Consider the following 22,332-nt stretch of genomic DNA (forward strand, 5'->3'; position numbering starts at 1 on the left):
GTCAAAGGCGCGAGCGTTTACCCCTGGCACAACTGCCGGACCGCGTTGAACTGCGCCGTTGCCCGCTGCAGGCAGCGCTCTATATCACCCGCGAAATCAGGCGGAAAAATATCATGTGCTGGGATGATCGGGTGAGAAGCAGCGGCGAATACATCGGCGTCAACGTCGAACACGGAGAGCCTCATGCCGTCTAACCGCTCGAACTGGCTGCGCACCGAAGAGCCCGATCAAACCAGTGCCAGCTTTCCGGAGCTGTTCTTCGATCTGGTCTTCGTTTTCGCGCTCGTGCAGCTGTCGCACACGCTCGCTTCCGATTTCGGGCCAACGGCGGCGTTCGAATCCGCACTGCTCGTCCTGGCAATCTGGTGGGTGTGGATCAACACCACCTGGGTGACCAACCTGCTGCATACCGGCAAGGAAGCCGTCCGGCTGATGCTGTTCTGCCTGATGTTCGGCGGGGTGCTTCTGGCACTCGCTCTACCGGAGGCGTTCGGCGAGCACGGGCTGATGTTCGCGCTGATCTACTGCGCCATGCAGGTCGGCCGCTCGCTGTTCACGCTCTATGCCTATCGCGGTGTCGACAACGCCTCTTTCACAACCTTTGTGCGGATCACGCTCTGGTCGCTGGCCTCCGCAGTCTTCTGGCTGGCGGGTGCGCTAATAGAGCTGGAAGGCCGGATCGCCTTGTGGAGCCTAGCCTTGATCATTGATTATGCCTCGCCTGCCGTTCGCTACGCCGTGCCGGGCCTTGGAAAATCACCGCCGGAAACGCTGGATGTCTCGGGTGAGCACATGGCCGAGCGCTGCGCCCTCTTCGTCATCATCTGCCTGGGCGAAACCATCCTGACCACCGGCAAGAATGCTGCCGATCATATGAATTCGAACACCACCTTTGCTGTGTTCTGCGCCGCATTCCTCAGCACCGGTTTCATGTGGTGGATCTATTTCCATCATGGACAAGCAGATGCGGCCGACAAGGCGGAAAACACCTCACGGCCTGAGAGCGTCGCCCACAATCTGTTCACCTACGGCCATCTGCCGATCATCGCCGGCATCATCCTGACGGCGGTCGGCGAGGATTTCAGCCTGTCGCATGCGCAGGAAGGTAGTTCGCTGAAAAACGCGCTGGCGATGATCGGTGGTCCGATGCTGTTTCTCGCCGGCAATGTCTGGGTGAAGATGGCAGTCGCCGGCAAAATCCCGGTGTCACATCTCGCCGGGCTGGTTCTGCTCGCGGTAACTGCGGTGCTGGTGCCGTTCAGCAGCAATTATGTGATCCAGATCACCGCCACCGTAGTGCTGTTCATCGTTGCTCTGTGGGAATATCTGGCTTTGCGGCCCGCCGCAGGCGCGGCCGCATAACCGGGCAGGTGTCAGAACGATGCCGAGACAATCTGCTTTGCGCTATCGGGCAGCGCCGAGAACAGGGCGGACAGATCCTGCCAGCCATCGGGGCGGCGTCCCGAAACATTTTCCGGCCAATGGCAGATGCCGTCGCCATGGATATATCCGACCCAGCGCTGTTCGTCCTGGTTTTCAAAATGCAGGACGGCAAGCTTGCCGGCCTCAAGCGCTTCGATGGGATACCATTCCATAATGCCGTCCTCCTCCATTCTTAAAATATGCAGGGACTATGACGCGGCTGTCTTGCTCAAACCTTGTGACAGGGATGTGACTTGTCACGAAGAACCAAATGATTTCCGGTGGTTGAGTCAATCCGCATAATGCCGGAATTCCGGCGCGCGCAGAAAATAGCTCATGTCCAAGGCAAGGCTCGGGCTCCCCAGCGCCGTCAGCGTCATATGACACTGGCCGCGATGGTGGGTCTGGTGGTTGAAGAAGTGGGCGAGCGGCGGGGCGAGACGCTGGGTGACGGGGATAGGGTTGCTGACCGGCGTATAGGTAAAGCGGCCGGCGAGAGCCTGTTCGGTGAGGCTGGCGACAAAGGCGACAATGCGCGCGTCCTCTGCGGTTCGAGCCGCCGAGAGCTCGGTGAAATTATCGAACAGAATGCCGTCGAGCGTTTTCGGTGCTTCGCCGGTGCCGGTAAAACGCTTCATCCAGATCCGGTCGGCGGCGAGCACATGATTGAGCGTCGCGTGCAGCGAGCCAAAGAAGGCGCCCTTGTTTTCGCGGTATTGCGCATCGTCGAGCTTGGCAGCCGCCTCATAGACGAGCCGGTTGGCCCAGAGATTGTAATCGGCAAACATTCGGTAGTGATTAAGCATTGCGGTATTCCCCAGGGTTTTGCGCAGTCTAGCGCCAAATCGCATCGCGGTGGGTGATGCGATCCATGAAATTTACTGATTTGATTGTTGGCGGGCTCTGGTTTCGAATGCCCACGTTGCCATGCTTTTGGTTGCAATGCCCTTGAAGGAGACGACATGACCCGTACTCTCTATACGCTCTGCGGTGCAGACCGGAGCCGACCGTTTTCGCCGCATGCATGGAAGACGGTCCTGTCGCTCGCCCATAAGGGGCTGGATCACCAGACCATGCCGGTGGGCTTCACCCAGATCCCGGTGATCGAGAACGCGGCAACCAAGATCGTACCCTTGCTGCGCGACGGCGAGCAACTGATCAGTGACAGTTTTGAGATCGCGCTTTATCTGGAGAAGACCTATCCGGATCGTCCATCCTTGTTTGGCGGCGAAGGCGGCAAGGCGATGGCACGGTTCATCGAGAGCTGGTCGCTGATGACACTGCACACATCGCTTGTGCGCATCATACTCATGGACATTCACGACAGCCTGGAGCCGGTCGATCAGGCCTATTTCCGCACCGCCCGCGAAGCCCGCTTCGGCATGAGCCTCGAGGCGGTGGCGGAAACCGGGATAGAGGAACAGAAGTCCTTCGCGGCAAAGCTCGAGCCGTTGCGCACGATGCTGAAGAAGCAGCCGTTCATCGGGGGCGAGACGCCATTGTTTGCCGACTATATCGTCTTCGGGCCGCTGCAATGGGCGCGTATCGTCTCGACGAAGCGCATTCTCGAGCCGGGTGATCCGGTGATCGAGTGGTTCGAGCGCTGCCTCGATCTCCATGATGGTGCCGGGCGCTCCGTGACAGCGGCGTGAAACTTCTGCGCTCCCCCTTGTTTTGCACGGAATTGGCGGCTATTGAACCGCAAAATTCGCGGAAAACCCCCCGATTTATGTAAGCAAAGGGAATTGAGACAATGGCGATTGAACGCACATTTTCGATGATCAAGCCGGACGCAACCAAGCGTAACCTGACGGGCGCCATCACCAAGATGCTCGAAGACGCAGGTCTGCGCGTCGTCGCTTCCAAGCGCGTCTGGATGAGCACGCGCGAAGCCGAAGGTTTTTACGCCGTTCACAAGGAACGCCCGTTCTTCGGCGAACTGGTTGAAGGCATGACGTCCGGCCCGACCATCGTTCAGGTTCTCGAAGGCGAAGGCGCCATCCTGAAGAATCGCGAAATCATGGGTGCAACCAACCCGGCCAACGCCGACGAAGGCACGATCCGCAAGACCCACGCCCTGTCGATCGGCGAAAATTCGGTTCACGGTTCGGACGCTCCGGAAACCGCTGCCCAGGAAATCAAGTACTGGTTCTCCGACACGGAAGTCGTCGGCTGAATCAAACTCTGAGGGTTTTGGCCCGAAGAAATTGAAAAGACTCAAGAAAAGCCGGGGCGGAAACGCTCCGGCTTTTTTGCGTTATAGCGGATCAGACCGGGCACTTCGCCGTCTGGAAATGCGCCGGTGCCTTGCCGTTCTTGAAGACGTCCGGGTTCTTGTCGTAGGCCGGGCCGACCACCAGTGCTTCCGCCGGCATGATGTCCTGGTCGAGATTGGAGATGACCGAGGTCTTCAGCGTCTGCAGGATGGTACCGTCAGGACCTTTCACTTCGATCGTCACCGCATAGGGTTTTAGCTTTTTCACGCAGGTGACGTCGGGGCTTTCGAGAACCACCTTTTCAAGCTTTGGAAACAGTCTGCGGTCGAGCGTCAGGGGCGGACCGCCCGATGGGTCCTCGAATGTGGCGACAACGGTGCTGCCATCCGGGACCTGTTCGGTCTTGGTCAACGTGATCATGTAGGTGGCAAAAGCGAGGCGGTAGTTGAAGACGAACATCTTGCCCGTGAGTTGGAGCGGATCCGGACCGGTCTCGCGCTGACAGGCAGAAAGAACGGTGAGGGCTGCGAGAAGGGCTGCGGCGAGGCGCTTTCTGGTCATGCGGTCAACTCCTTCTTCTGGCGCTGGTAATGGCGGTTCGCCTTCACGCGGTTGCCGCAGACCGTCATGTCGCACCAGGTGCGGCTGCGGTTGCGGCTGCGATCGAGAAACAGCCATTGGCAATTGGGGCAGATTTTCAGCCGTTCCGGCTCGTTGAATGTCGCCAGCGTCAGTGCCGAACGCGCCGTGGCGGCATCGAGCGGCGTGCGTGCGGTTTTTGCCTTATGCCTGCGGATGATGACGGAGGCTGCGTCGAGCAGGTCGGCCAGGTCTTCTCCCGTAGAGGCGCCGAGCACCCCGGCACGAAAATGCCGGTCGGTTGCTTCGCGCAAATTCAGAAACGCGTCGTGGTTTTCGGGCGTCACCGGTTCCAGCATGCCGAACAGTTCTTTTTCGGCTGAGAAACGGTTTGCCGCCGTAGCAAAGTCGCGCACGGCAACGGGATCGGCATAGCGGTCGATCCGCCGCTCGGCGTCGAAGCGCAGGATCACCGAATTGGCGACATCGAGAGCGAGTGCGCCACCGGAGAAACGATGCTGGGTCCAGGAAAACGTCATGCAATATCCTAACTGGTAAAACGTATTTTACCAGTTATAATGATTTTGTCATCAGCGGATGTGTCATGGCCTATTTTCTGCAGCAGCTTGCCAGTGCCCTGCCTATCGCAGCCCTCTACGCGCTGCTCGCCTTCGGCTATTCCATTGCCTTTTCCGTCACCCGGCGGGCGGATCTGACCTACGGTGCGCTGTTCGGTTTTGCCGGGCAGATTTTTCTGCTGTTTTCCGATTTTGCCTGGAACCGCCTATGGCTGGTGCTGCCCGCGGCGCTGGCGGTCGGTGCAGTGTCGGCGCTGGTCTATACGCTGGGCGCTGGTCTGTTGATCGGCCGTTCGATCATGCACAGGCTGGTGGCAACCTCGGCCAACACGGTCGTGGTCGTTTCGCTCGGCATTGCGCTGGTGCTGATGGAACTGTCGCGGATCGCAGCGGATACGCGCAGCCTCTGGCTACCGCCGTTTCTCAATACGCCGGTGACGCTCTGGTCCGATCCGCGATTTCCGGTGACGCTGACGGTAGTACAGCTTCTGAACACGGCTTTGATGCTGGCGATCGTCGGGGCCGGGCAACTGTTTCTGGTGCGCTCGGCCTGGGGCCGCGCCTGGCGCGCCGTCTCCGAGGATGCGGGTGCGGCGGCATTGTGCGGTGTGGATGGCAGGCGAGTGTTCATTGCCGCCTACGGGTTCTCGGCGTTTCTGGCGGCGATCGCCGGTATTCTGGCGACCGCCTATTACGGCACGATGGATTTCGGCGCCGGCGTGGTGTTCGGCGTCAAGGTGCTGTTCATTGCCGCGATCGGCGGCCAGACGGCGCCTGTGCTGGCGGCAGTCGGCGCGGCGGCGATGGGACTGAGCGAAACGCTATGGAGCGCCTATGGGCCGATGCTGTGGCGGGATTTTGCGATCTTCTCGTTCCTGGTCCTACTGCTGGTGCTGACGCGCAAGCAGCAATTTCAACCCTGATCGGTTGTCCTGATCAATCCTTCGACCAGCGATCCCGGGCGCTGTCGTCTTCGTCCTTGGCGCTGACCCAGCCGCCCGCATTGCCGTCAGTGCCATGTTCCTTCTTCCAGAAGGGCGCCGCGGTTTTGAGGAAATCCATGATGAAATTGGCGCCGTCGAAGGCCGCCTGCCGGTGCGGCGAGGCGGTGACGACGAGCACGATGTTTTCGCCGGGCAGGATCCTGCCGTAGCGATGGATGGCGGTGGCGGCCTGAAGGCCGAAGCGGGTGATGGCCTCGTCGCAGATGCGGGTGATTTCGGCTTCCGCCATGCCGGGATAATGCTCGAGCTCAAGGGCGCTCAGCGTGCCGGCTTCGTCGCGGCAAAGGCCCGAGAACGTCACCACGGCACCGATATCGTGGCGGCCGGCCGAGAGTGCCCGTACCTCGGCGGCCAGATCGAAATCGGCCCGCTGAACACGAACCGTGACGGGAGCGGCAGTCACGGCCTCAGCCCCCGGTCATCGGCGGGAAGAGCGCAATCTCGCGCGCGCCGGCGATTGTTTCGTCGTGGTCGACATGCTCCTGGTTGATGGCGACGCGGATGACATTCTCATGTTCCAGCGCCGTCTCGTATTCCTCGCCGAGCGTCTTCAGATGGGCAAGCAGATCGCCTGCCGTCACGACGCTGTCCGGAAGCTCCAGCGTTTCTTCGCTCCTGCCGATCCGTTCGCGCACCCAGGCGAAATAGACGAGATTGACGCTCGCCATCAGTCGACCATGTGCTTCAGACCAGCGCGAAAATAGTCGTAGCCGGTGTAGAGCGTGATGGCGGCGGCAAGCCAGAGTAGGCCGATGCCCATTTCGGTTGTGTAGGGTAGCACCTTGTCGCCGGCAGGGCCGGCCAAAAGGAACGCAATCGCGACCATCTGGATGGTCGTCTTCCACTTGGCGATGCGGGTCACCGGCACGCTGACTTTCAGGGCTGCGAGATATTCGCGCAGGCCAGAAACGAGGATTTCGCGGCAGAGAATGATGATTGCAGCCCAGATCGACCAGCCGGCAATCGTGCCATCGGCGGCAACAAGCAGCAGGACGGAAGCCACCAGCAGCTTGTCGGCAATCGGATCGAGCATGCGGCCGATATTGGATGTCTGCTTCCAGATGCGCGCCAGATAGCCATCAAAGAAATCGGTGATCGAGGCGACGGCAAACAGCCCCAGCGCCGTCCAGCGGGCGAAGTCCGAACTCTGCAGCCTGCCTTCGATAAAGAAACACAGGACGATCAACGGCACGGCCAGAATACGGGCATACGTCAGGAGATTGGGGATGTTGTAAGCGGCAGGCGTGGTGGACATCGATTCGGGTTCTCTGCGAGTTCTTTGACGACAGATGAAAGACTTTGTGACAGCGGCGTCAACCAGTCATTAGAGATCGGCCCGAATTATGGCGGAATTCGTCTGAACGCAGGGTGAACTAAACCCCTCATTTTTGGGGGGATGAACGCATTGCGCTTGGCAAAACCGCTATCCTTAAGGCAGTATCGAATAAATGCTCCAACAAAGAGCAAATAATGTCCGATGCCATGACGCTGATCGATCGAATCTATGAAGCTGCGGTTATCCCGGAGCTTTGGCCCGACGTCTGCGCCAGTCTGGCTGAAGAGGTCAGCGGCTATTCTGCCGGCATCTTGACCATGGGCACAGATTCCGCGATGCGATGGGTGTGTTCGCCGAACATTGCCGAACAAATGGAACGGTATGCGACGAGCGATTTGAAATTGCCGAACCCGCGGCCCGAACGCTCCATGCAGTTATCGCCGATGGCTTTTGCCCGTGACGTCGATCTGATGACGGCTGAAGAGATTGCAGCTGATCCTGTCTACAACACATTTCTGCGGCCGGTTGGGCTCGGCTGGAGCATGGGGGCGGTGTTGGTCGAGCCTTCGGGGCACACGTTAATCTTCGACATGATCGGCCGCAGCAGCGACGGACCTTTCTCGCAAGCGGCTCTGGATCGCGCCAACAGTCTGAAGGGTGATCTCGCCCGCGCCACGCTGATCGCGTCGCGGATGATCTTTCGGCAGGCGGAGAATATAACATCGGCGTTATCCCTGATTGGGCTTCCGGCCGCCGTGCTGAGTGATGACAACCGGGTTCTTGCCGTGAACGAGGACATGGAGGCGCTTGCGCCGCGCATCCGCACCGGCGCTGCCAACAGGATTTCCCTGAAAAACCCCGCAGCGAACGCACTGGTTCTGGCCGCATTGGAGCAATTGAGTGTTGTGGGGGCGTCCACTGTGCAATCCATTCCGCTGGCAGCGGAAGAAAACACGCCGCCTTTGATCCTGCATCTGATGCCGGTTCGAAGACATGCGCGGGATATTTTTTCCGCAGGCCTTGCCGTGTTGATTGCCACGCCGGTTGGAGCGGCCGGGCCGCCGGATATGCGTGTCCTCAGCGGGTTGTTCGATTTGACACCCGGCGAGGCGCGGGTGGCGCGCGAACTTGCGTCCGGTGCAAACCTCGAAACTGTGGCGCTCAAACTCGGTCTCAAGCTCGAAACGGTGCGCACCTATCTGAAGCGAATTTTCCTCAAGACCGGTACACGGCGCCAGGCAGAACTGACCCGTATGCTCTCCGGTTTGGGGCGGCTGTCGCCATGATTGTAACGCCACAATCCGGTCACAAGATTACTATTTTTTGAGTGCGGGAATGGGATGATAACCCGTTCTTTTTGAGTTGTTTCTAATCCATGTTTTGGAGATAGCCTTATGACACAAGTTCCGACAATTCTTCTCGTTCACGGCTTTTGGGGTGGCGCTGCCCACTGGAGCAAGGTCATCGTTGAACTGACCCGTTTGGGGCATACATCCATCAAGGCGGTCGAGATGCCGCTGACATCGCTGGCAGATGATGCTGAGCGCACCCGCAAGATGATTGCGCAGGTGGACGGGCCTGTTCTGCTTGTTGGCCATTCCTACGGCGGCGCCGTCATTACCCAGGCGGGCAATCAGCCGAATGTCACAGGGCTTGTCTATATCGCTGCATTTGCGCCGGACGCCGGCGAGAGCCCAGGTGGCATCACCGGCAAAAATCCGCCGGCCGCAGCCGCCAATCTGGCGCCGGACAGCGATGGTTATCTCTGGGTCAAGCCGGAGAAGTACCACGAGAGCTTCTGCCAGGATCTGACCGCCAGCGAAGGACTTGTCATGGGCATCACCCAGAAGGCGCCGCTTGCCAGCACCTTCGGCAACGAGATCAGCAATCCGGCATGGAAGAACAAGAGCAGCTGGTACCAGATTTCCAGCGAAGACCACATGATCCATCCAGACAACCAGCGCTGGATGTCGGGCCGGCTCGGTGCGAAAAAAGTGATCACGCTGAAGGCAAGCCACGCCTCCCTGGCCTCGATGCCGGTCGAAGTCGCAGCCTTCATCGATGAAGCCGCAAAGGCCTAGTCGCCGGTCGCACCTGAACTGAATGGCAATGGCGGCGGGCAGTGATGCCTGCCGCCATTGCTACTTTGTGCCGTCCTCATGGAAATGATCGTAGACCAACCGTGCCACCGCTTCGGAAATGCCCTCGACGGCGATCAGGTCATTGATCCCGGCGCGCGACACGGCCTTGGCGGTGCCAAAATGGTGGAGCAGCGCGCGTTTGCGCGTCGGGCCGATGCCGCCGATCTCGTCGAGCGGGTTCTTGATCATTTCCTTCTTGCGCCGCGCCCGGTGCGAGCCGATGGCAAAGCGGTGTGCCTCGTCGCGCATGCGCTGGATGAAATAGAGCACGGGATCGCGCGGCGGCAGCGAAAAACCGTCGCGGCTGCCGGCCGGCGGGAAGAAGCGCTCGCGGCCGGCCTCGCGGTCGACACCCTTGGCGACGCCGATAGCGACCACGCAATCCTCGATATCCAGTTCCTTGAGAATGGCGCGCACCGCAGTCATCTGGCCCTGGCCGCCGTCGATCAGGATCACGTCCGGCCAGGCCGGGAAGGCGGTATCCTCATTGGTCTCCACACTGCGATCGGGTTTGCCCTCTTCCTTCAAAAGCCGTGAAAACCGCCGCGTCATCACTTCCTTCATCATGCCGAAGTCGTCGCCCGGGGTGATGTCGGTCGATTTGATATTGAACTTGCGATACTGACCTTTGACGAACCCTTCCGGCCCCGCCACCACCATGCCGCCGACGGCATTGGTGCCCATGATGTGGGAATTGTCGTAGATCTCGATGCGGCGCGGCGTGCGCTCGAGCTTGAACGTCGTGGCAAAACCTTCGAGCAGGCGTGATTGCGATGCCGTTTCCGCCAGCTTGCGGCCATGCGCCTCGCGGGCATTGGCAACGGCGTGATCGACCAGATCTTTCTTTTCGCCACGCTGCGGCACAAAAATGGCGACCTTGTAACCGGATTTTTCGCTGAACGCCTCGCCGAGAAGCTGCTGCTCCTCGACCGTCTCGCAGAGCAGGAGCTGCCGGGGACAGGGCTTGTCGTCGTAGAACTGCGCCAGGAAGGCGCTGAGAACTTCGGCTGATGTCAGGGTCGGGTCGGCCTTGGGGAAATAGGCACGGTTACCCCAGTTCTGGCCGGTGCGGAAGAAAAACACCTGGATGCAGGAGACGCCGCCCTCGTGATGGATGGCAAAGACATCGGCTTCCTCAACCCCGGACGGATTGATGCCCTGATGGCTCTGGACATGCGACAGCGCTGCCAGCCGGTCGCGGTAAAGCGCTGCCCGCTCGAAATCGAGGTTTTCGGAGGCCTCGCTCATCGCCGCCGAAATCGTCGCCTTTACCGCCTGGCTCTTGCCGGAGAGAAAATCCTTCGCCTCGGCCACCAGTTCGGCATAGTCGGCGTCGCTGACCTCATGGGTGCAGGGGGCGGCACAGCGCTTGATCTGGTGCAGCAGGCAGGGGCGGGTGCGGCTTTCAAAGACGCTGTCGGTGCAGGTGCGAAGCAGAAAGGCGCGCTGCAGCGAATTGATGGTTCGGCCAACGGCGCCGGCCGAGGCGAAGGGGCCGAAGAAATCGCCTTTGCGGCTGCGGGCGCCGCGATGTTTGTACAGCGCCGGTGCCCGGCTATCCCCCGTCACCAGGATGTAGGGAAACGACTTGTCGTCGCGCAACAGCACATTGAAGCGCGGCCGCAACCGCTTGATCAAATTGGCTTCGAGCAGCAGCGCCTCGATCTCGGTGCGCGTCGTGACGAATTCCATGTTAGCGGTTTCGCGCACCATCTTGGTCAGACGGTTGGAATGCAGCCGCCCTTGCGCATAATTGCTGACGCGCTTCTTCAGGCTGCGCGCTTTGCCGACATACAGCACGTCGCCCGCCTCGTTGAACATGCGGTAGACACCGGGACTGTTGGGCAGCAGCTTGACGAAGGCCTGGATCAGTTCAGCACCGCGCAAACCGTCGGGAATGGCGCTGGTCTCGGCCCAATCAAGAATTGGCGCCGGCGCAGCCGTGTCCGTTACCTCGATCAGGTCTTCGTCGTCGCCGGCATTTTCATCATAAAGAATGCCGCCGTCATTGGGCACGCGCCCGTTCATTCCACAATCTCCAAAATATCCGGCGTTTCCCAGGCCAGATGCTGGCCGCCGTCAAGGGCGATCATCTGCCCGGTGATCGACGGCGTCTCGAATAGGAACCGGATCGCCCGGCCGAATTCGTCAAGCTGCGGTCCACGCCTCAGGATCAGTGCCTCGATCTGTCTCTCAAAATCCCTGGTGTTCTGCCGCTCGTTCGGCAGCGTCGGACCGGGGCCGATGCCATTGACGCGGATTGCCGGTGCCAAGGCCTGTGCCATCGTTTTTGTCGCCGTCAAAAGAGCCGACTTCGATAACATATAGGAATAAAATCTCGGATTGGGAGCCCAGACACGCTGATCGATGATGTTTATGATCAGCCCGGAATTCCCGTCTGGCAATTGCGCGGCGAAATCACGGGCAAGCAGCGACGGGGCTTTGACGTGCAGGGCAAAGTGCCGGTCCCAGATCGTCTCGTCGAAATCACCGAGGCTGTCTTTCTTGAACAGCGAGGCATTGTTGACGAGAAGGCCGATCGGCCCAAGTGCGGCGGCGGCTTTCTGCATCAGCGTTTGCGTCGAGGCGGTGTCGGCAAGATCCGCCACGATCGCTGACGCTATGCCGCCATTGGCGCGTATCGTCGCTGCAAGTGCCTCCGCTTCCGCCAGCGATGTGTTGGCGTGAATGGCCACGGCAAACCCGTTTGCAGCAAGATCCTCGACGATAGCCTTGCCAATACGCTTTGCACCGCCAGTGACCAGCGCTGTTTTCAGTGGCGTCTTCTCTCTGCTGTCGTGCGATTCGTATCTTTGCATTTGGCAAGGATATAGGAGGAGGGACGTTATTGCGAAACCGGCCCGGTGCATTCGTTTCAGAAAAATTAATGCAAAAGCGGTAAATTGAATTATTTCGAGATGTTATATTATATATTTTGTTAATACTGTTTCATGGTTAATAATTACCATGTGGCCATGAAGCAACATCGCATTGTAGCCATGCTTCTGCCTCTAAAATTTCACAATTTAGCTCTTGAGAATCCGCATTTGATTGTCAAATTCTCCATCAACCGGGCGGGGTTAATTAGAAATTTCCCGATGTATCAGTTTGGGACCGCGAGGGTCCGGAACATCGGCCGTAAAGGAGACTTTAATGCGTACTCTCATCACCACTCTTATGGCGTCTGCCGTATCCCTGATCGCTTTCTCCGCCGTACAGGCCGCCGACGCGATCGACGAAGTTCCGGCTGCTCCGGCTGCTGAATACAACGAACCGGCTGTGAAGAACTGGTCGGGCGCCTATGTCGGTGGTACCGCCAACTGGGGCCACGGCAAGTTTAACGGCAATGGCGACGGTACAGCTGCAGGCTTCGGCGGCGGTCTCTACGGTGGTTACAACATGCAGAGCGGCCAGATCGTTTACGGCGGTGAAGCCGACGTCAACTACGGCGACAACGACAGCAGCAATGGCCGTGTCGGCTTGAAGCAGCGCACAAACGGCTCGCTGCGCGCTCGCGTCGGTGTCGATCTGAACCCGGTTCTCGTTTACGGTACGGCCGGTGTTGCTGCAAGCAACGTCAAGGCCTCGCAGGGCGGTACGTCGGACTCCAACACGCTGCTCGGCTGGACAGCCGGTGCGGGTGCAGAAGCCTTCGTGACCGACAACATCACGGCGCGTGTCGAATACCGCTACTCCGACTACGGTTCGAAGGACTTCAGCCTGCGCGGCGGCAAGGTTTCGTCGGGTTACGACGAACACAGCGTCCGCGTCGGTATGGGCGTAAAGTTCTGATCCATCAGACTGCAGATGACAAAAGGCCGGAGCGATCCGGCCTTTTTTGCGTTTCAAGCTTGGTGCTGCCGTCGCATTTCGAAGGTGGGGCAGAGAATGTCATCGATGATGACGGCCGCGCATGGCAGCATGCCAATCTTGGTCAGGACGCGTTTCGATGCAGTGTTGTCCGGATGTGTGAAGGCGATGAATCTATCCGAAAAACCCTTTTCGAAGAACCAGTGGGCCAAGGCCCCGGCAATCTCGGTCGCATACCCTTTGCCCCAGGCCTCGTGACCGAGTGAATAGCCGAGTTCGTAGGTCTGGCCGAGCAAGGAAAATCCCGCCCGGCCAACGAAGGCGCCGTTCTCGCGAGCGAGAAGCTTGTATTTGGTGGTGCCGTCGCGCTTGGCTTCATTAAGCCAGTTCTGCAGACGCTCCTGCGCGCGCTCCCGGCTCCACGGTGCCGCGCCAGACAGATATCGTGTCGTCTCGATGGAGGAATGCAGCGCCTCGATGATCCCGGCGTCGTCCGCCTCCCATGTCACCAATCGGAGGCGCGGCGTTTCCAGGATGATATCAGCCATTGATATTGCTCCATTTCGCGAACGCCGCGCTCCTGATGACAGTCTGATCAGACCTTGAACTGGGCGTAGTCTGGGAAGAATTTTTCGAATTTCTGCGGCCAGTTCTTCAGCTTCGGGCGGCCCTTCTGCCATTCGCCGGCGAAACGCACTTCGAGATAACGCAGCAGCGCTGCCAGCGCGAAGTGACCGGCATGCAGCTTGGCACCGGTCTTCGGCAGGTTGGCGTTGAGGAGGTCGAGACCACGGCCGGCCTTTTCCCACTGCCTGTCGATCCAGGGTTGATGGACCTTTTCCGGCGGATGGAAGCGCTTTTCGTAGACGATTGCCAGCAGGCAGTCGCAGATGCCGTCGCACAGGGCTTCCAGTATTTCCACGTCGGTGCGCTTGGCAGCGTTGCGCGGATAGAGCTTGCCCTTGGTCTCGCGGTCGATGACATTCATGATCACGCGGCTGTCGTATATCGCCTTTCCCTCGTCGGTCACCAGCGTCGGGATCTTGCCAAAGGGGTTGCTGGCGATCAGGTCCTGCGGATTGCCGTTGGTGTCGGTCAAGACGTTTTCAGTCGCAAGACCGGCGTAGCGTGCGGCCATGCGTACCTTGTTGGAATAGGGGGAGGTGGGGGAATAGAAGATCTTCATCAGAGCTTTCTTTCGCTGGATGGTCGGTGTGTTTAGGTGTTTTAGGGTGTGGCCGGAAGCTGGAGGTTTTTCACCTTGCAGCCGCCGCGATCGATCTCGCCGCAGGCGCGGAAGCTCAGATCCTTGTTGAAGCAGATGCGGACTTCCTCGATGCGGCCGGAGGCGCAGGTGACAGCGAGCGCATCGGAGCGAAGACCCGGATTGGCCGATGTCAGGGTCGTTTCTATTTGCGTGGCATTTGTCCTCTGGTCCGATCCGACCGATTGCAGGGACGGCGGTATCACGACTTTTTCGCGGGCGGTGCGCAGGACCGCAAAATAATCCTTCTGGCTCAGTCCCGAGCAGGAGCCATGCTTGCGCCATTCATGGCCGATCAGCCCCATCGACGGCATGATATCGAACAGGGTTCGGCCGAGCGTGTCCGGCACACGATCGGATTCGCGTGTGCGGCAGAATTCGGGATATCCCTGTTCGTTCTGGGGCCAGAGCCCATGGACGATGAAGCCGTGATTGTTGTCCGGATCGCATTGCATCGATCGTCCCGCCGGATCGTTGTCCAGGCACCAGCTCGGCGACCACGACAGCGACAGGACGTAGAAGTCGAACCCGCTGCCCAGCGGAACCGCTTGGGCTTTCGGACGTGTTCCGGTGGCCGGGTTGCCGATGATCGGCGTGTTGGCGGCCGTGGTGTTGGACGTGGGCGCGTCTTTCCCGGCCTGCGGGTTCTTTTCCTCGCCGCTGCACGCTGCAAGCGCCAGAAGACCGGCAAGGGCAAGGATCAGATGGCGGGCACAAGACATGACGCCTGTCACCGCAACGACGCGCATTGCGCACCGTAGACAGACCAGGGATCGAGGCCGCTCAGGCAGAACTCGATGTTCGAGCCGATACCGGCAAAGCCGAAGCCACGCTCGATCAGATACCACAGCGCGCGTTTCTCACCATCGGTGGTGATGGCGGTGGCGTGGCAATATTCGCGCTGAACCGGACGGGTCTTGTCGCGCAGGACAATGCGTTTCTGCCGCATGTCGCGGATTTCGGCGATGGCTATGTCCATTTTCAGATAGCCGGCGGCTCGAGCACCGAAGCCGGACGTAATGAACCCAAGCACTTCCGGGCTCCGGCAGGCATCCGTGACGCGCGCCATGCCATAGTTGAGATGGTCGGACGCCTTTACCGGCATGGCGACGCATGCCATTGCGGTGAGCGAGACAACAACGGTGCGCACAAACAGTCCTGTCATGATCCTCTCCCCCGGCCATCCGCAGAGTGCGTCTCTTGCAGGTTGACCGTCAAGCCCCGTTCGACCGCGCACTTGTTCAATCCCGTTCAGGTACGTCCTCACCGCGCAGCCAGAAGGCGCGGGCAGAGGCATGGCGATCCTGTTTCAGCCGGTCCTTGAGGAAGGGCAGAAGGATGTCGAGTTCGCTCTTCAGCGTAAACGGCGGGTTGACGATGATCAGGCCGGAGCCGGAAAGCCCGGTCGTGTCGCGGTCGCTGCGGACCGAGAGTTCGGCGCACAGCATTTTCGGGATTTCCAGTGCCTGAAGGGCGGCATGGAATTCGGCAATCGGCGCGCCCTGCTTGAGCGGATACCACAGGCAGAAGGTGCCGCCGGAAAACCGCCGGTAGGCTTTGTGCAGGCCGTCCGCCAACCGCTCGTATTCGCCAGCGATTTCGAACGGCGGATCGACCAGCACGATGCCGCGCTTTTCCTTCGGCGGCAGATGAGCGCCGAGCGCCAGCCAGCCATCGAGTTCGGTGATACGGCTCTGAAAATCACCGTCGAACAGCCGGTGCAGTGTCTCGTAGTCGTCGGGATGCAGTTCCATCGCCGACAGCCGGTCCTGCGGCCGCATCAGCATGCGGGTCAGTTTTGGAGATCCCGGATAGAGCGTCAGGCCGCCATCCGGACCTCGATCCGGATTGAGATCGCGCACGGCCGTGAGGTAAGGCTCGAGGATCGCTTTCGCCTTGGCCGGAATGTCGGCGTCGAGAATGCGGCCGATACCATCGACCCATTCGCCGGTCTTCTGCGCTTCCTCGCTCGACAGGTCATAAAGCCCGATACCGGCATGGGTATCGAGCACCCGGAACGCTTTTTCCTTCTGCGCCATGTAGACGATCAGCCGGGCGAGCACGGCGTGCTTCAGGACATCGGCGAAGTTTCCGGCGTGGTAGATGTGACGGTAATTCATTCGCGTCCCTTATCGTCCCGTGAAATGTTGGAATGTATGGCGAAGGGGACTGTGACACCCTTTCGCGATGCAATATAGAAAAGCCATGAACGTTGCGACCCCTATAAAACCAGAAAAGTCCGTCGGCTACACTGTCTGTCCGCACGACTGTCCCTCGGCGTGCGCGCTGGAGGTCGACATCACGCCCGAAGGCCGGATCGGCCGGGTGCGCGGCGCCAGCGCCAATACTTACACCGCCGGCGTCATCTGCGCCAAGGTTGCGCGCTATTCCGAGCGTATCTACCATCCCGGCCGCCTGATGGTGCCGCAGCGCCGCAAGGGCGCCAAGGGCGAGGGGAGCTGGCAGCAGCTGTCCTGGGAGGACGCGCTCGACGAGATTGCCGGCGCCTTCATCAAGGCCGAGCAGCAATACGGTTCGGAAGCGATCTGGCCGTATTTCTACGCCGGGACGATGGGGCAGGTGCAGCGCGATTCGATCGACCGGCTGCGTCACGCCAAAAAGTACTCCGGCTTCTTCGGCTCGATCTGCACCAACCTCGCCTGGACAGGGCTGGCGATGGCGACCGGTTCGCTGCGCGGCCCCGATCCGCGCGAGATGGCCAAATCCGATTGCGTCGTCATCTGGGGCACCAATGCGGTCTCGACCCAGGTCAACGTCATGACTCACGCGATCAAGGCCCGCAAGGAGCGTGGCGCCAAGATCGTCGTCATCGACATCTACGACAATCCAACCATCAAGCAGGCCGATATGGGGCTGGTGCTGAAGCCCGGAACCGACGCGGCGCTGGCCTGTGCCGTCATGCACATCGCCTTTCGCGATGGTTATGCCGACCGGGCTTACCTCGCAAAATACGCCGATGATCCGGCGGGTCTTGAGAACCATCTGAGGACCCGCACGCCAGAATGGGCCTCGGCCATCGCCGGGTTACCGGTGGAGGAGATTGAAGCGTTCGGCAAGCTGGTCGGCACCACGCCCAAAACCTATTTCCGGCTCGGCTACGGTTTTACCCGCCAGCGCAACGGCGCGGTCGCCATCCATGCCGCAGCCTCGGTACCGACCGTGCTTGGCTCCTGGCAGCATGAAGGCGGCGGCGCCTTCCATACCAACAACGATATTTTCCGCTTCGACAAGCGCGAGCTGGTCGGATCTGCGATGCTCGATCCGGATATCCGCATGCTCGACCAGTCGCAGGTCGGCCGGGTGCTGACTGGCGATGCGGAAGCGCTGCGCCAGCGCGGTCCGGTGACGGCGATGCTGATCCAGAACACCAATCCGGTCAATGTCGCGCCGGAACAGCGGCTGGTGAAGCGCGGTTTTCTGCGCGATGATCTTTTCGTCGCCGTGCACGAGCAGTTCATGACCGACACGGCCAAGGTTGCCGATATCGTTTTGCCCGCCACCATGTTTCTCGAGCATGACGATCTCTATCGCGGCGGCGGCCACCAGCACATCCTGCTCGGCCCCAAGGTGGTCGAGCCGCCATCGACCGTGCGCACCAATCTGTTCGTCATCGAGGAACTGGCAAAACGGCTCGGCGTCGCCGATAGACCCGGGTTTGGTTTGAGCGAGCGCGACCATATCGACCATATCCTGGTCAATTACGGCATCGGCTATGACGCGCTGAAGCGCGAGAAATGGCTGGACGTCCAGCCAGATTTCGACACCGCGCATTTCGTCGATGGTTTCGGCCATCCGGACGGAAAATTCCGCTTCAAAGCAGACTGGACCGGCACGCCCGCACCAAACCGTCCGCCAAAGGCGCTCGGCGTCTTTGGTCCGCACGCGCAGTTGCCGGAGTTTCCCGACCATGTCGACCTGATCGAGGTGGCAACCCCAACGCATCCGTTCCGCCTGGCGACATCGCCGGCCCGGTCGTTCCTCAATTCGACGTTTGCGGAAACGCCATCGTCGCTGCAGAAGGAAGTCCGGCCGGAAGCGATGATCCACGCGGAAGATGCAGAGGCTCTTGGCATTGCCGACGGCGAGGTCGTCCGCATCGGCAATGATCGCGGCGAGATCCGGCTGCACGTCAAGCTCGGCGGCGGTGCCCGGCGTGGCGTCGTCATTGCCGAGGGACTTTGGCCGAACGATGCGCATCTGGACGGCGAGGGCATCAACGTGCTCACCGGCGCCGATGCGGCGGCACCCTATGGGGGAGCGGCCTTTCACGACAACCGCGTATGGATGCGCAAGGATTAGCAGCCGATGACGAAGTTCGAAAATGCCAAGGTCGAGATCCTCAAGGATGAGACCCTATCGAAAAACTGGTACCACCTGCGCAATGTCACCTTCAATTATACCGGCTCGAACGGCATCACCAAGACGCTGAAGCGGGAAGTCTATGATCGCGGCAACGGCGCCACCATCTTGCTCTATGATCCCAAGCGCGACAGCGTCGTCCTGGTGCGCCAGTTCCGCATCCCGGCCTATCTCAACGGCCATTCGGGCTGGCTTCTGGAAACGCCGGCCGGGCTGCTCGACGGCGATCATCCGGCCGAGGCGATCAAGCGCGAGGTGATGGAGGAAACCGGCTATCTGGTGACGGACGTCCGTCCCGTCTTCCAGGCCTTCATGTCGCCCGGCGCCGTGACGGAGACGGTCCACTTCTTTGCCGCGATCATCGACGTGACTGTGCGCGCCGAAGACGGAGGCGGTGCTGCCCACGAGGACGAGGATATCGAGGTTCTGGAAATCCCGCTCGCCGACGCCATGGCGATGATCTACACGGGCGAAATATGCGATGGCAAGACGATCATGCTGTTGCAATGGGCGATGCTGAATAGGGAAAAATTGAAGTCGAAAAATTGAAGCCGGCAGATGCAAGTGCTGCATGAGGGCCAAGTTGCAAGCCGCAGACGGCGCTAACTCAACTGTCGGCTGATACCGCCTTACTACCATCCATCCGCACCTTGCCGTCGGCCACAAGCCGCAGCGCTGCCGGATAGGACTTGTGTTCCTCAACCAGCACCCGTGCTGAAAGATCGTCTGCCGTATCGCCCGGCAATGCCGGCACCTTTGCCTGGAGGATCACCGGGCCTTCGTCCATGCCTTCGGTGACGAAATGCACGGTGCAGCCGGCCTCGGTCATGCCGGCATCGATGGCGCGCTGGTGGGTGTGCAGGCCGGGAAAGAGCGGCAGCAGGGAAGGGTGGATATTGATGATCCGGCCATCGTAGGCGTTGATGAAGGTGGCGGTCAGCAGCCGCATATAACCGGCCAGGCAGATGATGTCGGGCGACAGGGTTTTCAGTGTCGAAAGGATCGCCGCTTCGTGGGCGTCCTTGCTATCATAGTCCTTGCGCACGAACGAGAAAGTGGCGATGCCGAGGGCCGCGGCTTTCGCCAGGCCGCCAGCATCTGCCTTGTCGGAGATGACGGCGATGATGTCAGCGGGGTAATCCGGCTCGGAGGCAGCCTTGACCAGCGCCAGCATGTTGGAGCCGCCGCCGGAAATGAATACCACGACCCGCTTGCGGGCCGCTTTCACCGTCTCGATCATAGAGTGAGCGTGCCCTTGTAGATCGTTCCGGCAGCGCCTTCGTCGCGGGCGACCATGCGGCCGAGCTCAAAGACGGTCTCGCCTTCGGCCTTCAGAACCGACGTCACCTGATCGGCATCCTCTGCGGCAACCACGACAATCATGCCGACGCCGCAGTTGAAGGTGCGCAGCATCTCGTTGGCAGCGACACCGCCGGTCTTGGCAAGCCAGGAGAAGACGGCCGGTGCCTTGATGGCAGCAAGGTCGATCTCGGCGGCGAGATGCTTCGGCAGCACCCGTGGAATGTTTTCGGGAAAACCGCCGCCGGTGATGTGCGCGAGCGCCTTCAGCTTTCCGGTCTCGCGGATGGCCTTCAACAGCGGCTTCACATAGATGCGTGTCGGGGTCATGAGAACATCAGCCAGCGTACCTTCGCCGAACGGCGCAGGGGCGTCCCAGGCAAGGCCCGACAGCGAAACGATCTTGCGCACCAGCGAATAGCCGTTGGAATGGACGCCGGAGGAGGCGAGACCCAGAATGACGTCGCCTTCGGCGATATCGCCGGCGGGAAGCAGCTGGCCGCGTTCGGCGGCACCCACGGCAAAGCCTGCGAGATCATAATCGCCGCCGGCATACATGCCCGGCATTTCGGCGGTCTCGCCACCGATCAGCGCGCAGCCTGCCTCGCGGCAACCGGCGGCAATACCGCCGACGATGGCAGCACCCTGGTCGGGATCAAGCTTGCCGGTGGCAAAGTAGTCGAGGAAGAACAGCGGCTCAGCGCCCTGGACGACGAGGTCGTTGACGCACATGGCGACGAGGTCGATGCCAACCGTGTCATGCTTGCTGGCCTCGATGGCGATCTTCAGCTTGGTGCCGACGCCGTCATTGGCGGCAACCAGAACCGGATCCTTGAAACCGGCCGCCTTCAGGTCGAACAGGCCGCCGAAGCCGCCGATCTCGCCGTCGGCGCCTGGGCGGCGCGTCGAGCGCACATGAGGCTTGATCTTTTCCACCAAAAGGTTTCCGGCATCGATATCCACACCTGCATCGCTGTAGGTCAGACCGTTCTTTCCTGGCTCGCTCATGGCTTGATCTCCGCCGGCTCGTCATATTTGGATTGCGATTGGCATGGTGGTGCCGCAAGTGCAAGCATATTGGCCCCGTTACTCCCGCTTTTTTGTTGTTTTGCCGGCCATTGCCAGCCCTTTTGCACCACAGGCTTGACCATCGTCGGTGGCACATCCTATCTCAAACCATAGAAGCGGCGCATCGAGGCGCGGGCGGCAAGACATCGGGACAGCGGCATGGTCAACAAATTGAGCGGCAGCGGGCTGCAGCGCCAGATCATTTTCTGGCTGCTTTTCCTTGCCGCATTCATTGCCTTCCTGATGGTGTTCTCCACCATTCTCCTGCCGTTCATTGCCGGCATGGCGCTTGCCTATTTTCTCGATCCCGTCGCCGACCGGCTTGAGCGCATTGGCCTCAGCCGATTGATGGCGACCGTCGTCATCCTGATCGGCTTCGTCGTCGTCTTCGCCTTGTCGCTGGTGGTGATCATTCCGATCGTGTTTACCCAGGCGTCCGAATTCATCCAGAAGATGCCTGGTTACGTGTCGAAGCTGCAGGAATTCCTGACCAGCCCGGATGCCGCCTGGCTGCCGGACTGGATTTCCGGGCAGATGGACACGATCAAGCAGAACTCCGCCAAGCTGCTCGAGCAGGGTGCAGGCTTCCTCGGCACGCTATTCCAGCAATTGTGGAATTCGGGCGTGGCGTTGCTCGATATCATCTCGTTGTTCGTGATCACCCCGGTCGTCGCATTCTATTTGCTGCTCGATTGGGACCGGATGGTCGAGCGGGTCGATAGCTGGATACCGCGCGACCATGTTGCGACTGTGCGCCAGATCTCCCGCGACATGAACGCGACGATTGCCGGCTTCGTGCGCGGGCAGGGCTCGCTCTGCATCATTCTCGGCCTGTTCTACGGAATTTCGCTGACCTTCGCCGGGTTGAATTTCGGCCTGCTGATTGGCCTGTTCGCCGGCATGATCAGTTTCATCCCCTATGTCGGCTCGATGGTTGGGCTCGTCCTTGCCCTGGGCGTTGCTCTGGTCCAGTTCTGGCCGGAGTACTTCAATATCATCATCATCGCGGCGATCTTCTTTGCCGGGCAGTTCCTCGAGGGCAACATCCTTCAACCTCGGCTGGTCGGCAAGAGCGTCGGCCTGCATCCGGTCTGGCTGATGTTTGCGCTGCTTGCCTTCGGCGCGCTGTTCGGCTTTGTCGGCCTGCTGGTGGCAGTCCCGTGCGCCGCCGCTATCGGCGTGCTGGTTCGCTTCGGCATTGGCCGTTATCTCGACAGTGCGCTCTACCACGGTCATCGTCATATCCTGACGATCGAGCCAGACCGCCAAAGCCCCAAGCTTCCAGAGTAACAGCG

27 protein-coding genes are annotated in these 22,332 nt (G+C 60.3%); 10 read left to right on the plus strand and 17 right to left on the minus strand.

Annotated elements, in window-relative coordinates; genetic code table 11:
* Positions 1 to 17 precede the first annotated feature (17 nt).
* On the minus strand, positions 18 to 173 hold the full coding sequence (locus ACQY8Q_RS19910; RefSeq protein ID WP_428428148.1) for a hypothetical protein: 156 nt from the start codon (positions 171 to 173) through the stop codon (positions 18 to 20).
* Positions 174 to 183: 10 nt separating this feature from the next.
* Between ACQY8Q_RS19910 and ACQY8Q_RS19915 the strand changes: the two genes are divergently transcribed.
* Positions 184 to 1,362: a low temperature requirement protein A gene (locus ACQY8Q_RS19915; protein WP_428428149.1), complete on the plus strand. Its 1,179-nt coding sequence runs from the start codon at positions 184 to 186 to the stop codon at positions 1,360 to 1,362.
* An 11-nt stretch (positions 1,363 to 1,373) separates the two neighbouring features.
* Here ACQY8Q_RS19915 and ACQY8Q_RS19920 read toward each other — a convergent pair whose 3' ends face one another.
* Both ACQY8Q_RS19920 and ACQY8Q_RS19925 read right to left on the minus strand, forming a co-directional pair.
* Positions 1,374 to 1,595, minus strand: coding sequence for a hypothetical protein (locus ACQY8Q_RS19920; protein ID WP_113245359.1), 222 nt, complete (start codon positions 1,593 to 1,595; stop codon positions 1,374 to 1,376).
* A 117-nt stretch (positions 1,596 to 1,712) separates the two neighbouring features.
* On the minus strand, positions 1,713 to 2,228 hold the full coding sequence (locus tag ACQY8Q_RS19925) for a DinB family protein (protein WP_428428150.1): 516 nt from the start codon (positions 2,226 to 2,228) through the stop codon (positions 1,713 to 1,715).
* Between the two features lie 156 nt (positions 2,229 to 2,384).
* Here ACQY8Q_RS19925 and ACQY8Q_RS19930 point away from each other — a divergent pair, with 156 nt between their 5' ends.
* Positions 2,385 to 3,074 (plus strand): glutathione S-transferase family protein, encoded by a 690-nt coding sequence (locus ACQY8Q_RS19930; protein WP_428428151.1) that lies wholly within the window; start codon positions 2,385 to 2,387, stop codon positions 3,072 to 3,074.
* Positions 3,075 to 3,175: 101 nt separating this feature from the next.
* Positions 3,176 to 3,598: a nucleoside-diphosphate kinase gene (gene ndk, locus ACQY8Q_RS19935; protein ID WP_318418394.1), complete on the plus strand. Its 423-nt coding sequence runs from the start codon at positions 3,176 to 3,178 to the stop codon at positions 3,596 to 3,598.
* A 91-nt stretch (positions 3,599 to 3,689) separates the two neighbouring features.
* Here ndk and ACQY8Q_RS19940 read toward each other — a convergent pair whose 3' ends face one another.
* Both ACQY8Q_RS19940 and ACQY8Q_RS19945 read right to left on the minus strand, forming a co-directional pair.
* Positions 3,690 to 4,199 carry a hypothetical protein gene (locus tag ACQY8Q_RS19940; RefSeq protein WP_428428152.1) on the minus strand — a complete coding sequence of 170 codons (510 nt, stop codon included), beginning with the start codon at positions 4,197 to 4,199 and terminating at the stop codon, positions 3,690 to 3,692.
* On the minus strand, positions 4,196 to 4,756 hold the full coding sequence (locus tag ACQY8Q_RS19945) for a CGNR zinc finger domain-containing protein (RefSeq protein WP_428428153.1): 561 nt from the start codon (positions 4,754 to 4,756) through the stop codon (positions 4,196 to 4,198). The genes ACQY8Q_RS19940 and ACQY8Q_RS19945 overlap by 4 nt, the downstream gene beginning before the upstream one ends.
* A 65-nt stretch (positions 4,757 to 4,821) precedes the next feature.
* Between ACQY8Q_RS19945 and ACQY8Q_RS19950 the strand changes: the two genes are divergently transcribed.
* Positions 4,822 to 5,718, plus strand: a complete 897-nt coding sequence (locus ACQY8Q_RS19950) for a branched-chain amino acid ABC transporter permease (protein WP_428428154.1) — start codon at positions 4,822 to 4,824, stop codon at positions 5,716 to 5,718.
* A 13-nt stretch (positions 5,719 to 5,731) separates the two neighbouring features.
* On the opposite strand, the gene ACQY8Q_RS19955 is transcribed toward ACQY8Q_RS19950, so the two are convergent.
* From ACQY8Q_RS19955 to pgsA, 3 genes are read right to left on the minus strand one after another with little or no spacing between them, the layout of a single operon-like run.
* The gene (locus ACQY8Q_RS19955; protein WP_428428155.1) at positions 5,732 to 6,202 is read right to left on the minus strand and encodes a molybdenum cofactor biosynthesis protein MoaE; all 471 of its coding nucleotides are present in this window, start codon (positions 6,200 to 6,202) and stop codon (positions 5,732 to 5,734) included.
* A 4-nt stretch (positions 6,203 to 6,206) separates the two neighbouring features.
* Positions 6,207 to 6,467: a molybdopterin converting factor subunit 1 gene (gene moaD, locus ACQY8Q_RS19960; protein ID WP_428428156.1), complete on the minus strand. Its 261-nt coding sequence runs from the start codon at positions 6,465 to 6,467 to the stop codon at positions 6,207 to 6,209.
* A complete protein-coding gene (gene pgsA / locus ACQY8Q_RS19965) occupies positions 6,467 to 7,054 on the minus strand; it encodes a CDP-diacylglycerol--glycerol-3-phosphate 3-phosphatidyltransferase (RefSeq protein ID WP_113245309.1) in 588 nt (195 codons plus the stop codon). The genes moaD and pgsA overlap by 1 nt, the downstream gene beginning before the upstream one ends.
* 215 nt (positions 7,055 to 7,269) lie before the next feature.
* On the opposite strand from pgsA, the gene ACQY8Q_RS19970 reads away from it, so the two are divergent.
* Positions 7,270 to 8,361 (plus strand): helix-turn-helix transcriptional regulator, encoded by a 1,092-nt coding sequence (locus ACQY8Q_RS19970; RefSeq protein ID WP_428428157.1) that lies wholly within the window; start codon positions 7,270 to 7,272, stop codon positions 8,359 to 8,361.
* 108 nt (positions 8,362 to 8,469) lie between these two features.
* Positions 8,470 to 9,156 carry an alpha/beta hydrolase gene (locus tag ACQY8Q_RS19975; protein WP_428428158.1) on the plus strand — a complete coding sequence of 229 codons (687 nt, stop codon included), beginning with the start codon at positions 8,470 to 8,472 and terminating at the stop codon, positions 9,154 to 9,156.
* 60 nt (positions 9,157 to 9,216) lie between these two features.
* On the opposite strand, the gene uvrC is transcribed toward ACQY8Q_RS19975, so the two are convergent.
* Both uvrC and ACQY8Q_RS19985 read right to left on the minus strand, forming a co-directional pair.
* Complete coding sequence (gene uvrC / locus ACQY8Q_RS19980) at positions 9,217 to 11,244, minus strand: excinuclease ABC subunit UvrC (RefSeq protein WP_428428159.1); 2,028 nt, start codon at positions 11,242 to 11,244, stop codon at positions 9,217 to 9,219.
* Positions 11,241 to 12,035, minus strand: coding sequence for an SDR family oxidoreductase (locus ACQY8Q_RS19985; protein ID WP_428428160.1), 795 nt, complete (start codon positions 12,033 to 12,035; stop codon positions 11,241 to 11,243). The genes uvrC and ACQY8Q_RS19985 overlap by 4 nt, the downstream gene beginning before the upstream one ends.
* A gap of 334 nt (positions 12,036 to 12,369) precedes the next feature.
* Here ACQY8Q_RS19985 and ACQY8Q_RS19990 point away from each other — a divergent pair, with 334 nt between their 5' ends.
* Positions 12,370 to 13,008 (plus strand): outer membrane protein, encoded by a 639-nt coding sequence (locus tag ACQY8Q_RS19990; protein ID WP_428428161.1) that lies wholly within the window; start codon positions 12,370 to 12,372, stop codon positions 13,006 to 13,008.
* 53 nt (positions 13,009 to 13,061) lie between these two features.
* On the opposite strand, the gene ACQY8Q_RS19995 is transcribed toward ACQY8Q_RS19990, so the two are convergent.
* The 5 genes from ACQY8Q_RS19995 to ACQY8Q_RS20015 all read right to left on the minus strand — a co-directional run bounded on the left by ACQY8Q_RS19995 (position 13,062) and on the right by ACQY8Q_RS20015 (position 16,410).
* Complete coding sequence (locus ACQY8Q_RS19995) at positions 13,062 to 13,574, minus strand: GNAT family N-acetyltransferase (RefSeq protein ID WP_428428162.1); 513 nt, start codon at positions 13,572 to 13,574, stop codon at positions 13,062 to 13,064.
* Between the two features lie 47 nt (positions 13,575 to 13,621).
* On the minus strand, positions 13,622 to 14,212 hold the full coding sequence (locus ACQY8Q_RS20000) for a glutathione S-transferase (protein ID WP_428428163.1): 591 nt from the start codon (positions 14,210 to 14,212) through the stop codon (positions 13,622 to 13,624).
* Between the two features lie 41 nt (positions 14,213 to 14,253).
* A complete protein-coding gene (locus ACQY8Q_RS20005) occupies positions 14,254 to 15,012 on the minus strand; it encodes a ribonuclease T2 family protein (protein ID WP_428428164.1) in 759 nt (252 codons plus the stop codon).
* A gap of 8 nt (positions 15,013 to 15,020) precedes the next feature.
* Positions 15,021 to 15,455 carry a hypothetical protein gene (locus ACQY8Q_RS20010; RefSeq protein WP_428428165.1) on the minus strand — a complete coding sequence of 145 codons (435 nt, stop codon included), beginning with the start codon at positions 15,453 to 15,455 and terminating at the stop codon, positions 15,021 to 15,023.
* A 76-nt stretch (positions 15,456 to 15,531) separates the two neighbouring features.
* Positions 15,532 to 16,410, minus strand: a complete 879-nt coding sequence (locus ACQY8Q_RS20015; RefSeq protein WP_428428166.1) for a 23S rRNA (adenine(2030)-N(6))-methyltransferase RlmJ — start codon at positions 16,408 to 16,410, stop codon at positions 15,532 to 15,534.
* A gap of 67 nt (positions 16,411 to 16,477) precedes the next feature.
* On the opposite strand from ACQY8Q_RS20015, the gene ACQY8Q_RS20020 reads away from it, so the two are divergent.
* Together ACQY8Q_RS20020 and ACQY8Q_RS20025 are read left to right on the plus strand one after the other, a co-directional pair.
* Entirely contained in the window at positions 16,478 to 18,610 is a 2,133-nt protein-coding gene (locus ACQY8Q_RS20020; RefSeq protein WP_428428167.1) for a molybdopterin-containing oxidoreductase family protein, read from the plus strand.
* A gap of 6 nt (positions 18,611 to 18,616) precedes the next feature.
* Positions 18,617 to 19,219, plus strand: coding sequence for an NUDIX domain-containing protein (locus tag ACQY8Q_RS20025; RefSeq protein ID WP_428428168.1), 603 nt, complete (start codon positions 18,617 to 18,619; stop codon positions 19,217 to 19,219).
* A 58-nt stretch (positions 19,220 to 19,277) separates the two neighbouring features.
* Here ACQY8Q_RS20025 and purN read toward each other — a convergent pair whose 3' ends face one another.
* Complete coding sequence (purN, locus tag ACQY8Q_RS20030; RefSeq protein ID WP_428429830.1) at positions 19,278 to 19,898, minus strand: phosphoribosylglycinamide formyltransferase; 621 nt, start codon at positions 19,896 to 19,898, stop codon at positions 19,278 to 19,280.
* A gap of 8 nt (positions 19,899 to 19,906) precedes the next feature.
* Positions 19,907 to 20,977, minus strand: coding sequence for a phosphoribosylformylglycinamidine cyclo-ligase (gene purM, locus ACQY8Q_RS20035; RefSeq protein WP_428428169.1), 1,071 nt, complete (start codon positions 20,975 to 20,977; stop codon positions 19,907 to 19,909).
* A 219-nt stretch (positions 20,978 to 21,196) separates the two neighbouring features.
* Here purM and ACQY8Q_RS20040 point away from each other — a divergent pair, with 219 nt between their 5' ends.
* On the plus strand, positions 21,197 to 22,327 hold the full coding sequence (locus ACQY8Q_RS20040; protein ID WP_428428170.1) for an AI-2E family transporter: 1,131 nt from the start codon (positions 21,197 to 21,199) through the stop codon (positions 22,325 to 22,327).
* Positions 22,328 to 22,332: the final 5 nt, after the last annotated feature.

Source organism: Pararhizobium sp., from assembly GCF_965279435.1.
Taxonomy (GTDB): domain Bacteria; phylum Pseudomonadota; class Alphaproteobacteria; order Rhizobiales; family Rhizobiaceae; genus Pararhizobium.

What these genes read in the sequence shown, in the direction of transcription:
- ACQY8Q_RS19950 (WP_428428154.1), top strand. Translation starts at nt 4,822, where the DNA reads ATGGCCTATTTTCTGCAGCAGCTTGCCAGTGCCCTGCCTATCGCAGCC.
- uvrC (WP_428428159.1), bottom strand. Translation starts at nt 11,244, where the DNA reads ATGAACGGGCGCGTGCCCAATGACGGCGGCATTCTTTATGATGAAAAT.
- pgsA (WP_113245309.1), bottom strand. Translation starts at nt 7,054, where the DNA reads ATGTCCACCACGCCTGCCGCTTACAACATCCCCAATCTCCTGACGTAT.
- ndk (WP_318418394.1), top strand. Translation starts at nt 3,176, where the DNA reads ATGGCGATTGAACGCACATTTTCGATGATCAAGCCGGACGCAACCAAG.
- ACQY8Q_RS20010 (WP_428428165.1), bottom strand. Translation starts at nt 15,455, where the DNA reads ATGACAGGACTGTTTGTGCGCACCGTTGTTGTCTCGCTCACCGCAATG.
- ACQY8Q_RS19945 (WP_428428153.1), bottom strand. Translation starts at nt 4,756, where the DNA reads ATGACGTTTTCCTGGACCCAGCATCGTTTCTCCGGTGGCGCACTCGCT.
- ACQY8Q_RS20020 (WP_428428167.1), top strand. Translation starts at nt 16,478, where the DNA reads ATGCAATATAGAAAAGCCATGAACGTTGCGACCCCTATAAAACCAGAA.
- ACQY8Q_RS20025 (WP_428428168.1), top strand. Translation starts at nt 18,617, where the DNA reads ATGACGAAGTTCGAAAATGCCAAGGTCGAGATCCTCAAGGATGAGACC.
- ACQY8Q_RS19915 (WP_428428149.1), top strand. Translation starts at nt 184, where the DNA reads ATGCCGTCTAACCGCTCGAACTGGCTGCGCACCGAAGAGCCCGATCAA.
- ACQY8Q_RS19970 (WP_428428157.1), top strand. Translation starts at nt 7,270, where the DNA reads ATGTCCGATGCCATGACGCTGATCGATCGAATCTATGAAGCTGCGGTT.
- ACQY8Q_RS19920 (WP_113245359.1), bottom strand. Translation starts at nt 1,595, where the DNA reads ATGGAATGGTATCCCATCGAAGCGCTTGAGGCCGGCAAGCTTGCCGTC.
- ACQY8Q_RS19995 (WP_428428162.1), bottom strand. Translation starts at nt 13,574, where the DNA reads ATGGCTGATATCATCCTGGAAACGCCGCGCCTCCGATTGGTGACATGG.
- ACQY8Q_RS19925 (WP_428428150.1), bottom strand. Translation starts at nt 2,228, where the DNA reads ATGCTTAATCACTACCGAATGTTTGCCGATTACAATCTCTGGGCCAAC.
- ACQY8Q_RS19975 (WP_428428158.1), top strand. Translation starts at nt 8,470, where the DNA reads ATGACACAAGTTCCGACAATTCTTCTCGTTCACGGCTTTTGGGGTGGC.
- ACQY8Q_RS19985 (WP_428428160.1), bottom strand. Translation starts at nt 12,035, where the DNA reads ATGCAAAGATACGAATCGCACGACAGCAGAGAGAAGACGCCACTGAAA.
- ACQY8Q_RS20040 (WP_428428170.1), top strand. Translation starts at nt 21,197, where the DNA reads ATGGTCAACAAATTGAGCGGCAGCGGGCTGCAGCGCCAGATCATTTTC.
- purM (WP_428428169.1), bottom strand. Translation starts at nt 20,977, where the DNA reads ATGAGCGAGCCAGGAAAGAACGGTCTGACCTACAGCGATGCAGGTGTG.
- ACQY8Q_RS20005 (WP_428428164.1), bottom strand. Translation starts at nt 15,012, where the DNA reads ATGTCTTGTGCCCGCCATCTGATCCTTGCCCTTGCCGGTCTTCTGGCG.
- ACQY8Q_RS20000 (WP_428428163.1), bottom strand. Translation starts at nt 14,212, where the DNA reads ATGAAGATCTTCTATTCCCCCACCTCCCCCTATTCCAACAAGGTACGC.
- moaD (WP_428428156.1), bottom strand. Translation starts at nt 6,467, where the DNA reads ATGGCGAGCGTCAATCTCGTCTATTTCGCCTGGGTGCGCGAACGGATC.
- ACQY8Q_RS19940 (WP_428428152.1), bottom strand. Translation starts at nt 4,199, where the DNA reads ATGACCAGAAAGCGCCTCGCCGCAGCCCTTCTCGCAGCCCTCACCGTT.
- ACQY8Q_RS20015 (WP_428428166.1), bottom strand. Translation starts at nt 16,410, where the DNA reads ATGAATTACCGTCACATCTACCACGCCGGAAACTTCGCCGATGTCCTG.
- ACQY8Q_RS19930 (WP_428428151.1), top strand. Translation starts at nt 2,385, where the DNA reads ATGACCCGTACTCTCTATACGCTCTGCGGTGCAGACCGGAGCCGACCG.
- ACQY8Q_RS19990 (WP_428428161.1), top strand. Translation starts at nt 12,370, where the DNA reads ATGCGTACTCTCATCACCACTCTTATGGCGTCTGCCGTATCCCTGATC.